Annotated in this window: 9 protein-coding genes and 4 pseudogenes; 7 read left to right on the top strand and 6 right to left on the bottom strand. The window is 47.9% G+C overall.

Translation table 11 applies throughout. The annotated features are described in order from the left end of the window. Positions 1 to 254 precede the first annotated feature (254 nt). Positions 255 to 533 (bottom strand): hypothetical protein, encoded by a 279-nt coding sequence (locus JCM17471_RS11480; RefSeq protein WP_054777984.1) that lies wholly within the window; start codon positions 531 to 533, stop codon positions 255 to 257. Positions 534 to 610: 77 nt separating this feature from the next. Beyond that, positions 611 to 1,516 carry a proline iminopeptidase-family hydrolase gene (locus JCM17471_RS11485; protein ID WP_054777985.1) on the bottom strand — a complete coding sequence of 302 codons (906 nt, stop codon included), beginning with the start codon at positions 1,514 to 1,516 and terminating at the stop codon, positions 611 to 613. A gap of 147 nt (positions 1,517 to 1,663) precedes the next feature. Here JCM17471_RS11485 and JCM17471_RS11490 point away from each other — a divergent pair. Together JCM17471_RS11490 and JCM17471_RS11495 are read left to right on the top strand one after the other, a co-directional pair. Next, a pseudogene (locus tag JCM17471_RS11490) lies at positions 1,664 to 4,007 on the top strand (cation-translocating P-type ATPase). 16 nt (positions 4,008 to 4,023) lie between these two features. Further along, entirely contained in the window at positions 4,024 to 4,500 is a 477-nt protein-coding gene (locus JCM17471_RS11495) for a hypothetical protein (protein ID WP_054777986.1), read from the top strand. A 231-nt stretch (positions 4,501 to 4,731) separates the two neighbouring features. Here the strand turns inward: JCM17471_RS11495 and JCM17471_RS11500 are convergent, their stop codons facing one another. After that, positions 4,732 to 5,082, bottom strand: coding sequence for a hypothetical protein (locus JCM17471_RS11500; protein WP_054777987.1), 351 nt, complete (start codon positions 5,080 to 5,082; stop codon positions 4,732 to 4,734). Positions 5,083 to 5,325: 243 nt separating this feature from the next. Between JCM17471_RS11500 and JCM17471_RS11505 the strand changes: the two genes are divergently transcribed. The 3 genes and pseudogenes from JCM17471_RS11505 to JCM17471_RS11515 all read left to right on the top strand — a co-directional run bounded on the left by JCM17471_RS11505 (position 5,326) and on the right by JCM17471_RS11515 (position 7,686). Further along, positions 5,326 to 6,126, top strand: a complete 801-nt coding sequence (locus JCM17471_RS11505; protein ID WP_054777988.1) for a transporter substrate-binding domain-containing protein — start codon at positions 5,326 to 5,328, stop codon at positions 6,124 to 6,126. 97 nt (positions 6,127 to 6,223) lie between these two features. Then, positions 6,224 to 6,930 (top strand): annotated as a pseudogene (locus JCM17471_RS11510) (amino acid ABC transporter permease). A 12-nt stretch (positions 6,931 to 6,942) separates the two neighbouring features. Then, the gene (locus tag JCM17471_RS11515; RefSeq protein ID WP_054777989.1) at positions 6,943 to 7,686 is read left to right on the top strand and encodes an amino acid ABC transporter ATP-binding protein; all 744 of its coding nucleotides are present in this window, start codon (positions 6,943 to 6,945) and stop codon (positions 7,684 to 7,686) included. Between the two features lie 330 nt (positions 7,687 to 8,016). On the opposite strand, the pseudogene JCM17471_RS11520 reads toward JCM17471_RS11515, so the two are convergent. Further along, positions 8,017 to 9,559 (bottom strand): annotated as a pseudogene (locus JCM17471_RS11520) (ABC-F family ATP-binding cassette domain-containing protein). A 258-nt stretch (positions 9,560 to 9,817) separates the two neighbouring features. Here JCM17471_RS11520 and pepF point away from each other — a divergent pair. Then, a pseudogene (gene pepF / locus JCM17471_RS11525) lies at positions 9,818 to 11,611 on the top strand (oligoendopeptidase F). Positions 11,612 to 11,868: 257 nt separating this feature from the next. Here pepF and JCM17471_RS11530 read toward each other — a convergent pair. Beyond that, positions 11,869 to 12,090: a hypothetical protein gene (locus JCM17471_RS11530; protein WP_162208393.1), complete on the bottom strand. Its 222-nt coding sequence runs from the start codon at positions 12,088 to 12,090 to the stop codon at positions 11,869 to 11,871. 92 nt (positions 12,091 to 12,182) lie between these two features. Next, the gene (locus tag JCM17471_RS14225) at positions 12,183 to 12,359 is read right to left on the bottom strand and encodes a hypothetical protein (RefSeq protein WP_156321698.1); all 177 of its coding nucleotides are present in this window, start codon (positions 12,357 to 12,359) and stop codon (positions 12,183 to 12,185) included. 223 nt (positions 12,360 to 12,582) lie between these two features. Here JCM17471_RS14225 and JCM17471_RS11535 point away from each other — a divergent pair, with 223 nt between their 5' ends. Further along, positions 12,583 to 13,077 (top strand): thiol peroxidase, encoded by a 495-nt coding sequence (locus JCM17471_RS11535; RefSeq protein ID WP_054777991.1) that lies wholly within the window; start codon positions 12,583 to 12,585, stop codon positions 13,075 to 13,077. Positions 13,078 to 13,142: the final 65 nt, after the last annotated feature.

A 13,142-nucleotide genomic window follows, 5' to 3' on the forward strand; every position in this document is an offset into this window, starting at 1 on the left:
CAACAAAATATTAAAATACGGGATATTATATAAACCATTCGCATACAATTATCCATTAGAAAGCGCTAACCTTAACCATTATTTGAAAATTAAATAACATCGCTAGTCAATCTCTAAATCGCGCTGGCAGTACGTCCACGCCCCTGCTAATAACAGAACCACATATTTCGAAATCTCTGCTTCGCGTTGTACCTAACGCATCTTTTCAAGCAAAAAAGCTGTAACAAATCATCTCGATTCGTTACAACTTTTCATTATCGCATCTTGAATTTGCGGTGACGTGGATGACCTGTTTCAATAGAGCTCCGCATCATCACTTGCTTAGTTTTTTCACGTTCAATCTTCAATCGTTGATGGCCAGTAACCACCTTCACAGCACCGTTGATTACCAGAACAATAGGTACCAGGTGAATCAACGCCATTGGCACGATTAAATCAGGATTCTTCTCAATTGCTTGATCAAATACGCGGACCGGTTCCTTCACAGAATCAACAGCATCTGCGAGCATTTCACGTTCATCTTTGAAAAACATCGACATGACCTCCTTGAGTAAGTTAATCATTGGTATGCCTTCATACTAACGCAATTGAGCACCGATTGCTCTTAAAATCACTTATGACTAGCTGTTTCTTTGAGCCATTCACCTAAGTTGCGGAAATAGTCTTGGGGATTATCCAACATCTGACCGTGACCGGCATCTGGCGTAATGTGCAGCTTGGCATTTGGAATCGTCACAGCCATGCGCTTTGCCGCATCCAGCGGCATCGTTTCGTGGCCGCCAAATGTCAGGTAGGTTGGGGTTTGAATGCGATAGATATCACCGCGTCGGTCCCAACCCTTGAGTGCACCGACCATGACGAACTCATTATCACCTTGAAAATAATTGTAGACTGGCGTGCCTAAGACAGAAATCAAGTGCTTAGGTTGTGGATCACTCGCATGGTGCAGGTAGTTCTCGCCTAACTCTGCCACCAACTGTTGATAGGCTGGATCGTCAAAATCATGTGCCAGTTCAATCTGTTTCATATAAGAAACTTGTTCTGGTGTAAACATGGTATCGCGAATGTGATTGATGTTGACCAAGTATTCCTCGAGATTGTCAATCATGCTGGAGAGAATCAAGCCATCGAGATGTTCCCCATATTTGAGGGCATACTCAATCGCCAGCACGCCACCCCACGATTGCCCGAGTAAATAAAAGTGATCAATACCCAACTTTTGCCGGACTTCTTCCACTTCATTGACGTAATAATCAATGTTCAGAAACTTCTCGCGGTTATCGGGATCGCTGAAATCAGGTTGATCTGAGAACCAAGAACCCAATTGATCATATCGTGTGACGGTCACCCCATATGGCGCCAATTCTTCAGCAAAGTTCTCAAACACTTCATTGGTACCACCAGGTCCACCGTGGAGTGTCATCAGATGAATGTCTCCCGTACCTTGGGTCTGCGTCCAGAGATGATACCCGTTGTCGAGTGTCACAAATTGTGTGCCTTGTGGATTTAATTTCATAGCGATTCCTTCTTTCTCGCGCCATCAAAGCCTTTTGGCAGCGCAATATCGTGCTTCAATGTTAAACTAAGATTAGTTTATATTTGCAATGACGTCAAACCAATATCAAGTCATTTTGATACACTGAACTCAAACGGAGGCGATGATATGGCGCAAGTCAAAACATCAACTGAAACCGGTCTCACTCAAGAACAAGTGCAGACACGGTTTGACAACGGGCAACACAACTTACCGCTCAAGCCTTTGACGCGTTCGGTGAGCCAAATTATTCAACAAAATACATTTACGCTCTTCAACTTCGTCAATTTGGCACTGGGCGCACTCATTGTCACCACGGGCAGCTACAAGAACTTGCTCTTCCTAGGTGTCGCGGTCATCAATACCGCCATTGGGACCATCCAAGAAATTCGCTCCAAGCGCCAGATCGATCAGATGAGCCTGCTGGCGGCTAGTCAGGTCACGGCGATTCGCGACGGCAAGCAGGTCAAGCTCGACCAAGAAGACATCGTGCTCGATGACGTGCTGATACTCAAGCGCGGTGACCAACTTCCTGTCGACGGTGTCGTGCTTGCGACATTTGGCGCAGAAGTGGATGAGAGTCCACTCACCGGGGAATCAAAGCCAATTACCAAACAACTCGATGATGAACTCTACTCAGGCAGTTTCTTGGTCTCTGGACAAATCACGATGCAGGTCACGGCTGTTGGCGAGGACACCTTTACCTCTAAGCTGGCACTCGAAGCCAAGTCTGAAAAAGCAACCCAGAGTCAATTGCTCGACACGATTAACCGAATTATCCGCGTGTTGACCTATGTCTTGATTCCACTTGGGATTGCCCTCTTCTCAATCTCCATGTGGCGGCGTGGTGTTTACAACCGCGCTATTCTGACCACCAGCGCAGCCATGATTGGGATGATTCCTGAAGGCTTGGTCCTGCTGACGAATGTGGCCTTGGCTGTCTCTGCCAGAAATCTGGCCGCCAAACGCGTTTTGGTCCGTGCCTTACCTGCCATTGAAGCCCTCGCGCGAGTCGATACCATCTGTCTGGACAAAACGGGCACGATCACCACGGGCCACCTGCAGGTCACTCAGACACAACCTGCACCCGGTCACACCGATTCAGAGCTTCAACAAGCGGCAGCTGCCGTTATCTATGCATTAAATGATGATAATGAAACGGCACTGGCCATCAAGGCAGCTTATCCACAACCCACTCACATGCAGCCAACAAGCACGGTACCATTCAGTTCCGCACGCAAATGGTCCGGCGCTACTTTTGAGCAGCAAACCGGTTATCTTGTCGGCGCGCCTGAATTCACATTCAAAGGGCAATTAGATGACGCCACTTTGAACGCTATCAATCAGGCGGCCACTCAAGGATTGCGAGTGCTCGCTGTCGGCAAGACCAGCCAACCACTCACTGAACATCCCGAACAACTCGATTTTTTGGGGCTCATCTTTATCAGTGATGAATTGCGCCAAACCGCTGTCGACACCTTCGCCTTTTTTGAAAAACAAGATGTACAACTCAAGGTGATCTCTGGAGATAATCCCGTGACGGTGGCTAACATTGCTAAGCGCGCCAACTTGAAAGGCGCAGATGCGTATATCGATATGAGTACCGTCACTGACCACGATGATTTCCATGACTTGGTCAAGACCTATAATGTCTTCGGCCGTGTGACGCCTGAACAAAACGCACGCTCATCAGCGCCTATCAGGATTTGGGCCACACTGTCGCCATGACGGGTGATGGGGTTAACGATGTGTTGGCACTGCGCCAAAGTGACTGTGGGATTGCCATGCATCCGGCGCCGAAGCAGCCAGCTCCATCGCGGACTTCGTTTTACTGGATTCCAATTTTGACGCGATGACCGGGGTGTTAAACGAAGGCCGCCGCGTCATCAACAACATTGAACGTGTCTCCGCAATGTACTTGGTCAAAACCATCTACTCCGTGATCCTCGCCGCCATCTTTATTTTTCTCAGTGTCGATTTCCCTATCGTGCCGATCAACCTGACACCGGTCTCGGCATTGGCCGTGGCTGTGCCATCCTTCTTCCTGACCTTTGAGCCGAACTTCCAGCGGGTCACTGGTCAATTCATGCAGAAAGTCATGACACTCGCGGCGCCCGCTGCAATTGCCGTGGTGATTTACACCATGATTCTGACGTGGATGGAAAGCAGCTTCAATCTCAGCTTTGAAACCACCTCTACCCTGGTCGTTCTCTTGATTGCGGCCGTCTCATTCAATGTCTTATTGCTGGTCTCACAACCATTCAACCGCTACAAATTGGGCATGCTGACGATTGTTTTTCTCGCACTCTTCCTCGTCTTCTTCATCTTTGGCAACATCTTCTCGCTCGTCAATTTATGGCAATGGCATCTGGCACTCATCTATCTGCCAATGCTCATCTCGACATTACCCGTCTACTTCTTCCTACAAGAGTTCCTGGGCAAGCGCATCCTAGCGCGAATCAATTGGCGCTAGACTAAGGAGGTTTCCCATGCAACTGAACCTGATTGATATGGATGAACACGAACACAAGGTGACGTTGACCGACGATGCACTGCTCACCGGGCGGAGACAGCAGCGACAACTCACGCCGACATTACTCAATGAGTGGGCCCTGCAACATCATCAAGCGACGATGACCCTGCCGCAGTCAAAAGGTACCTTCAATGTGAATCAGCTCGCCAAACAATTAGCGGATGCGCTTGGTTGGCCACTTCCAGCAAAGCAAATCATTCCCGGACAATTCACACTGCGCGGGTTCGATGCGACGACAGGGGTTGTGGCAGTCGATGTCAGTGCAGATGATGATCAATTGATTTTCACCGTCTTGTTGAAAGATGCCAAGACACCGCTGGCGGCGCGAATCGCACGGGCCAAAATTCAGGCCGCAACCAGCGAACTCTATGCGATTGAATTCTCGCCGCAGTTGCGCGTCGCACTGCCAGTGGCTGAACTGAAGAAACTTTGATCTCAATAAAAAAAGCGTTGTGACCGCCTATCAAAGGTTGGTCACAACGCTTTTTTATCGAGTAGCCCGTGTTCCGTTAGTGCTCACAGCCAAATCGTGTGGTTTCGCGCTCTAAACGCGCTCCCAGCACCAACAATCTCCGCTTAACCCACTTTTCGCACATGGCCTAAACCGCCATGTTACTCAAAGTTCGTTAATGCTCGATTGCTATTCGGTGTTGGTCGCGCTCTTCTAGTAATACCTGCTTTGGTTGCCGAAGTTGATCTTACCCACAATCGTGTTGGGATCACTGTTATGCTGCGCTTCGACCAGCAATCCTAATGAATCCAAATCTTTCAGGATATAGTTAACTGTGGCGGTCTCCTCTGAGGCAGGATCGGTTAATTGTTGACCTTGGTTTTTGGCATACGCCATTGCGTCATCGATATCGATAAGCACGGTGTCCGCAAAAGTTGTTTCCAATGTGTCATATAAGGCCTGTACCTGCGTGTTCACGAAGGTATCAATTGCCTTAAAATAGTCAGCATTTTGACTTTGTAATGCCAAATATCGCTTTACCAATTGATTGTTATTGAGTTCCATTCTGCTTCCTCCTCATTCGTACCATTATCGATACAATTGTCTACCTCTATCAGTCTATACGTATTGCAAATTTATTTCTACAAAATGCCCCTTGAGGGATGCAGACAAAGTAAGTAGTGTATACTACAAAGAGACATTAGTGAGGTGACACAATGAAAATTGTAGGGTCTCCAAAGGGAATGCAGCGATGTTGATTCACCTGGACCAATTCGCAAAATAATACCCAAAATGGAGGAAAGATTCATGAAAAAAGTTTTAACTGCTGTCGTCGGTTTAGCATTATCATTGGTGCTGGTGGCTTGTGGGACAAGTCAGAATAGTTCAAAGTCAAGCTCAACGGCTGATAGCGAACTCGTCGACAAGGGCACCTTAACCATCGGCTTGGAAGGTACTTTTCAACCTTATAGTTATCACGATAATGGGAAGTTGACCGGGTTTGAAGTCGAACTGGGCCGCGACATTGCAAAGAAGTTAAACTTAAAACCTAAGTTTGTTGAAACCAAGTGGGATTCCTTAATTGCTGGTCTCGACGTCGACAAGTACGACCTCGTGCTGAACAACGTGGCAATCACACCAGAACGGCAAGCTAAGTACGCCTTCACCTCCACTTATATTGCAGGGAAGACCGAACTCGCTGTTTCAAAGGACAACAAGTCAATCAAAACACTCAAAGATGTTAAGGGTAAGAAGCTCGCACAAAGTGTTACCAGCAACAATGCGGCCGATGCCAAACGCTTAGGGGCCGATATCGTTCCCGTTGATGGCTTCGCACAAGCGGTTGCCTTAATCGATCAAGGTCGCGCTGATGGCACACTGAACGATACAGCTTCCTTCTACGCTTACCTGAAGCAACAGCCAAATGCCAACATCCGTCTGATCAGCGCCGGCAACAACATCAAGGCGCAACCAATTGCTGGGATCATGACGAAGAAGGACACCAAGCTGAAGGCCAAAATCAATTCGGCCATCAAGTCCTTAAAGGCTGATGGTACATTGAAGAAACTCTCAGTCAAATTCTTTGGTGCTGACGTCACTGAAAAGTAATCACATATCGAGCAGGATGTCCCGTCTTGGTGGATGTCCCGCTCGATTTTTGTTGTTGGCGTAAGGCCAATCAAAAATTCATTTAGGAGGACACGCAATGGATACCTGGACCATTATTGCGAAATCATTGCCACCCATGTTGATGGCAATGCTCAAGTATACGATTCCACTGACTTTAATCTCATTTGTTTTGGGACTCATTCTCGCCGTATTTGCGGCACTAGTGCGCATCTCCGAAAGTAAAATATTTTCATGCGCATGCTTAAGGCCATCGTTTGGTTTTATGTTTGGATTTTCCGTGGCACGCCGCTGTTGGTGCAACTGTTTATCGTCTTCTTCGGTCTACCAATGATCAAGGTTGACGGTCACGCCCTACTCCAGTTGAACGCGTGGAGCGCTGGGATTATCACCTTCTCGCTCAATACAGGGGCGTACGCTTCTGAAACCATTCGTGGTTCGATTTCTTCGATTCCACGGCCACAGTGGGAAGCCGCTTATGCATTAGGCATGACCCGGAGCAAGGTGCTTCGCCGCATCATTTTGCCACAGGCTGCCCGCGTCTCCTTGCCACCACTTTCCAACAGCTTCATCAGTTTGGTGAAGGATACCAGTTTGGCGAGCGGCATCACCATCGTCGAGATGTTCCAAGTGAGTCAGCAGTACGCAGCGCTGTACTATAATCCGCTCCTGCTGTACTCCATGGCCGCATTCATCTACTTAATGTTGTCGTCTGTGCTCACCATTTTGCAGAGTTATCTGGAAAAATGGACCAGCCGTTACGTTCAAACCAGTCAAGAATTCTAGGGAGGGAAAACAATGCTGAAATTAGACCATATTGTCAAAGATTTCGGGAATCATCACGGCTTGCGTGATGTCAGTGTCGAATTTCCTGCCAATCAAACCACGGTTATTGTGGGCCCGAGTGGCTCTGGTAAAACCACATTACTGCGGACCATTGACTTCTTGGAGATACCTGACAGTGGCCGCTATCAATTCGACGACCTGGATTACGATCTCAGCAAGCCATTGACCAAACAAGAGGTGCTCGCTGCTCGGCGTAAACTCGGAATTGTGTTCCAAAGCTACAATCTTTTCCCACACTTAAATGTATTGGCCAATATCACCGAGGGCCCCGTTCAAGTGCTGGGCAAGAACAAGCAAGAGGCCGAAGCCGAAGCGCATGACTTGCTCAAGAAGGTCGGCCTCGATGACAAGGCTGACGTCTATCCGGATCAATTATCAGGTGGTCAGCAGCAACGGATTGCCATCGCCCGAATGGTTGCCATGGCGCCCGAATACATGCTGTTCGATGAACCGACCAGTGCGCTTGATCCCGAACTAGAAGTCGAAGTGCTAAAGGTGATTCTCGAACTCGCCAAGATGAAGAACTCAATCGTTATCGTCACCCACAACATGGACTTTGCGCGCGGCGTAGCTGATAAAATTGTCTTCGTTGAAGATGGCCAAATCGCTTATCAGGGCGACCCAACGACGTTCTTCAATGAACCCAACGATCGGATTAAGGCTTTCTTGGCAGCCGGTCAATTTAACGTGAAATAAGGCATACAAAAAGTCCGCGAGCAAAATTTGTTCGCGGACTTTTTGTATGCAATGAATGTTTCAAGTTCCCCCATGGTACTTTTCCATCATGCTTTAAATGCGCTCACAAGGCCAAGACACTCCGGTTAGCTCATCTTTGTTGAATCCACAAACCGGATTCTACCAAAGATTTTGCTAATCCTCATGTCTTAAGCGTCCTTGTTTGCGCTCTAAACGCGCTCCAAACCCCAACACTCTCCGTTCAACCCACTTTTCGACCATGGCCCAAACCGCCATGTCCCTCAAAGTTCGTTGGGACTCGATTGTTAACCGGGGTTTGTCGCGCTCTTATTATGCCTGCAGCATCTTTTCCACGTCGAGCACCTTATCCACCAGTCACCTTGGTAGAAGTCCTCTTCATGGGTAACCAGCAAGACGCCACCCTCATAGGCTTTAATCGCATCACGCAATGCTGCCTTGGTGTCATCATCCAAGTGATTAGTTGGTTCATCCAACAGTAAGAAATTGCTTGGTGTCAACAATTGTTCCGCAATCTTGACCTTGGATTGTTCGCCCCCACTCAGTTGCTTGAGTGGTTTCATCACTTCTTCCGCAGTCAGACTGGTACGCGCTAAGACTTGGCGCAGCACCTTTTGCTTTTCTTCCGGATATTCCGCCTGCAGATACTGCAATGCGGATTGTAATGGACTTGGCCAGTCCAATTCTTGCCGGAAGTAACCGAACTTCACCGTGCTGGCGAGTTCAAAGTCACCACTGAGCATCGGAATCTGACGCAAAATCGTCTTCAACAGCGTTGACTTACCAATCCCGTTGAATCCCTTGAGCACGACTTTTTCGCCGGCCCCAATTGAGAAGTTGAGTGCTGGTAGCAATGCCTCATCATACCCAATCACCAGATCATCTGTTGTTAACAGAATCTGACTCGCCGTCTGGGTGTATGGAAAACGGAAATTGGCCTTAGCGCGATTGCTTGGTGGTGTGAGCACATCCATGTGTGCCAATTGCTTTTCACGGCTCTTCGCACTGCTTGAACGAGTCCCCGCCTTAAACTTACGGATGTAGGCCTTGGTCTTTTCAATCTTACGTTGTTGATTCTCGTAGGCCTTCATGTAGGTCTCACGGTTAGCTTCTTTTTGCTTGAACGCCTGGGTGAGATGGCCCGTATAACGCGTAATCTGACCAAATTCGATATCACAGATACAGTTGGTCACCTTATCCAAGAATTCGTAATCATGAGAGATTACCATGAACGCACCCTCAAATTCATTAAGGTAGGTCGTCAGCCATTCAATATGGTTGGTATCCAGATAGTTAGTTGGTTCATCCAGCAGTAACATGTCTGGTTGTTCCAATAATAACTTGGCCAAAATCAACTTGGAGCGTTGGCCCCCACTGAGCTTAGAGACATCGTGGTCCATCCCAATGGCATCGATCCCCAAACCGGTGGCGACGCGCAAGATTTCGGTGTCAATTTCATAGAAGTTTTTGGCTTCTAACGTGGCCTGAATCTCACCCGCTTTTTCGAGTAATTGATCATCAGGATTGGATGCGTAATCCGCATAGTATTGATTCATCCGCGCTTCTTGTTGATACAGATCATCAAATGCGGTCTTCAAGAATTCGAAAATGGTCAAGCCCGGTGTCAGTTTGGCGTATTGGTCCAGATAGCCACGTGCAGATACTTCTGCCACGTGATGCGGCCTTCATCGGGTAACAAGGCACCCGTGATGATGTTGATGAATGTACTTTTACCAACACCGTTTTGCCCGGTAATCCCCATGTGATCGGTAGGATTGACGACCAAATTTGCGTCCTCATACAATTGCTTGTCCATAAATTGATGGCTGAGGTGTTCAACCTTTAATAAACTCATACTTCTACTCCTTCATGTTGCGTGGGATGACCTTTCATCCGCTTCTTTCAAAAAAGGGACAACTCGCGGCTGCGCAAGCTGTCCCTTCCGTAACGATATAATTTATGCCGGAAAAATCCAGCTTAGCCTTAATGCTTTTCTGAAAACAGTTTAACATATTTATCAACAAACTTCAAAATCAGTGGTATACTGCTGGCATAGTTTTACACTCATCACCTGTGATTGGTCACGCTGCACAGTATTTTAAGGAGGACTTTTATGACGACATCATTACCTGCCCGCAAGGACGTTGATCCACAACTCACTTGGGATCTCGATGCCCTATTTGCTAATCAAGCCGATTTCAACCGCGCGATTGAAACGGTGAAAGAATTGGCCAGTGATTTTAGCCGCATCTATCAACATCAATTGAAAGAAATTCCGGTCATCATCGACGCCTTGCGCGACTATGCCAACATTCAAGCCATTCTCGATCGCATCGAACATTTCGCGTTTTTGCCCCAAGCGGCTGACACGACTGATTCCGAAGCGAGTGCGCGCCTCAACCAGGTCATGGACTTAGAGGCTGTTATTGGCGGTGAACTCAGCTTCCTTGATAGTGACCTCCAGCAGCTGCCTGATGACACACTGAAGGCTGTTTCTAAGCATGCGCCAGAATTTGCCAGCTTCCTGCGCCATATTTTGACGGCAAAAGCGCATGCGCTGGATCCTGCTGTGGAAAAGGCACTCACACAACTGAGTCCAACATTGAATCGCTTCACTCAAATCCGTGATCAAACCATTTTGGTGACATGGACTTCGGCGAATTCACTGCTCACGGCAAGACCTATCCGTTATCCTTTGTCCTCTATGAAGAAGAATACCAAAACATCCCGACACCGAGATTCGGCGTGCCGCCTATGCGCAATTCAACAAGACGCTGCGCCGTTATCAGAGCACCATGGCCGCAACCTACTACGCCCAGGTCTCAAAAGAAAAGACGTTAGCCACCATGCGCGGCTACGATTCCGTGATTGATTATCTGCTCGAAGAACAAGAAGTGCCTCGTGCACTCTTCGACCGCCAAATCGATCTGATCATGTCAGACCTCGCGCCAATTATGCGGCGCTACGTGACCTACATCAAAGAGCAGCGCGGTTTAGATCACATCGGCTACACCGATTTGCAGATTGATCTGGATCCTGACTTTGCGCCAGAAGTCACCTTAGCCTCCGCCCAACAGACCGTGAGCGATACGGTAACCTACTTGGGTGAGGACTATCAAAAGCTGATTATGCGGGCCTTCCCCGAACGCTGGGTCGACTTCGCCCAAAATGAAGGTAAAGACTCCGGGGCATTTGCGACCAAGCCATATGGGGTGCATCCTTACATCATGATGAGCTGGAGCGACACCTTGCCAAGTCTGTACACATTGATTCACGAACTTGGCCACACGGGGCAAATGACGCTATCTGAAGCAGATAACTCTGTTCTGGGTGATATGCCATCCACTTACATTGTCGAGAGTCCATCAACATTCAATGAGCTGTTATTGACGCACCACTTAGTTGAAACCGCGACTGACCCCGAGATGAAACAATTCGCCCGTTCCCGGCTATTGAGCGACACGTACTTCCACAATTTTGTTACGCACTTGTTGGAAGCGGCCTTCCAGCGCGAAGTCTATCGCTTAATCGATAACGGTGAATCATTCGATGCGGCCAACTCAATCAAATCAAGCGCAAAGTCCTCACTGATTTCTGGGGTGACGCAGTCGAACTCGAGGAAGGCGCCGAACTCACGTGGATGCGCCAGAGCCACTACTACATGGGGCTTTACTCCTACACCTACTCTGCTGGGCTCACCATTGCCACCCAGGCTTACCTGCGTACTTTGAAGGAAGGTCAGCCCGCTATCAATGACTGGTTGCAGTATCTGGCGCTGGGCGATCAGCTCGAACCTATCGCTGCCGCCAAAATCGCCGGTGTCGACATCACAACCGACCAACCCCTGAAGAATACGATTGCTTTCTTGGGTGAAACGTTGGATCAGATTATTGAGAAAAAGGATTAGAGCGCGAACAAGGGCGCTTAGGACATGAGGATTAGCAAAATCTTTGGTAGAATCCGGTCTTTGGATTCAACAAAGATGAGCTAACCGGAATGTCTTGTCCTTGTGAGCGCGTTTAGCGCGTGACAAGCCCCGCTCAGCGATCGCGTACCAACAAACTTTGAGTAACATGGCGGTTTAGCCATGTGCGATAAAAAGAGACCTTGCTGATAAACGAATTTGTTTATCAACAAGGTCTCTTTTTCAATGATAGAAACTCACTAAATTTGTCCAAAAGAAATATCCTCTACGGCGCGAATGAGCGGCACAACTGTTTGCTTGCCGTTCTTTGCGGTGCGCTGTTTCTCAACTTTGGTATGGTTGAATGCGAGTTGCATCCGGTGTGGCAATGAGAGCTGGCTCTTCTTGGCCTGCCCCTGAAAATAATAAAACAGTTTCTCGGCATCACAAATATCCATGTTGCGCTGCATAATTTGGCGCACATCCACATCCTGCTCAGGCAAGATACCGGTGCCGAAAACCAATAGATGTTGCTTGAGTGATTGATGGTATTGGCGATAAAAAGGTTTGAACCCTAAGACACGACCTGCGAAAACATGGCCGCCATAGATAACAATTTTTTATTGCTCAGGTCCTTGTGCGTGACAAACTTACTGTCCAACACCTCGCAGTGGAGCTGCCGTGCAATCCACAGTGCGTATCGCTGGGTAAATCCGGTCCGCGAGGTATAAATAATGATAGCATCGTCCATTAGCGTTCCCCCATTTCAGTCCGCTGGTCTACAAAATCAGTGTAACAAGCTCACTGGCTAAACACCAAGTAATCAGACCTGAATTTATTATTTTCTTTATTAAGCCCTTACACTTTTGTTAAAATCTTTCTCATTGCAGTTTTTTGAGGAATTGCGTATGCTTGTGACAGACAATGTGTGCCCAATCAGTTGGGACACAAGCAACTCATAAGGAGGACTTTCCATGGAAATCACACGTCACGACAATCCAATGCAAACTAACGGCACCCCACCTGCATTAGGGGCTAACCTGCCTGAATTCAAAGTCTCAGACGCTAACGGTAAAACCGAAAATACAACCGATTTATTAGGCAAACTCACCTTAATCAGCGTTGTGCCCGATATCAACACCCGGGTCTGCAGCATCTCAACCAAGCAATTTAATCAAGCGATGGATCAATTCGATGGGATTAACTTCTATACAATTTCGACTAACACCGTTGCTGAACAACAAGATTGGTGCGCCGCAGAAGATGTCACCAAGATGCAATTACTGGCTGATCCCGATGGCAATTTTGGTCAAGCCATGGGCCTATATGTGCCCGACAACCACACCAATGCGCGCAGTGTTTGGATTACGAATGCCGATGGTAAGGTAGTTTATCGCGAATTGATTACGGAACAGACCCACGAACCTGACTACGCGAGTGCACTGGCGTATCTTGAAACACACCGTTAAAGTTTAAGCACAAAAGAGCTACGACATATTGAAAGTGCCCCATAATTGTTAGACAAGCATGTCTA

Origin of the sequence: Lacticaseibacillus saniviri JCM 17471 = DSM 24301 (assembly GCF_001311785.1) — a bacterium.
Lineage (GTDB): Bacteria > Bacillota > Bacilli > Lactobacillales > Lactobacillaceae > Lacticaseibacillus > Lacticaseibacillus saniviri.

What these genes read in the sequence shown, in the direction of transcription:
- JCM17471_RS11485 (WP_054777985.1), bottom strand. Translation starts at nt 1,516, where the DNA reads ATGAAATTAAATCCACAAGGCACACAATTTGTGACACTCGACAACGGG.
- JCM17471_RS11480 (WP_054777984.1), bottom strand. Translation starts at nt 533, where the DNA reads ATGTTTTTCAAAGATGAACGTGAAATGCTCGCAGATGCTGTTGATTCT.
- JCM17471_RS11515 (WP_054777989.1), top strand. Translation starts at nt 6,943, where the DNA reads ATGCTGAAATTAGACCATATTGTCAAAGATTTCGGGAATCATCACGGC.
- JCM17471_RS11495 (WP_054777986.1), top strand. Translation starts at nt 4,024, where the DNA reads ATGCAACTGAACCTGATTGATATGGATGAACACGAACACAAGGTGACG.
- JCM17471_RS11505 (WP_054777988.1), top strand. Translation starts at nt 5,326, where the DNA reads ATGAAAAAAGTTTTAACTGCTGTCGTCGGTTTAGCATTATCATTGGTG.
- JCM17471_RS14225 (WP_156321698.1), bottom strand. Translation starts at nt 12,359, where the DNA reads ATGGACGATGCTATCATTATTTATACCTCGCGGACCGGATTTACCCAG.
- JCM17471_RS11500 (WP_054777987.1), bottom strand. Translation starts at nt 5,082, where the DNA reads ATGGAACTCAATAACAATCAATTGGTAAAGCGATATTTGGCATTACAA.
- JCM17471_RS11535 (WP_054777991.1), top strand. Translation starts at nt 12,583, where the DNA reads ATGGAAATCACACGTCACGACAATCCAATGCAAACTAACGGCACCCCA.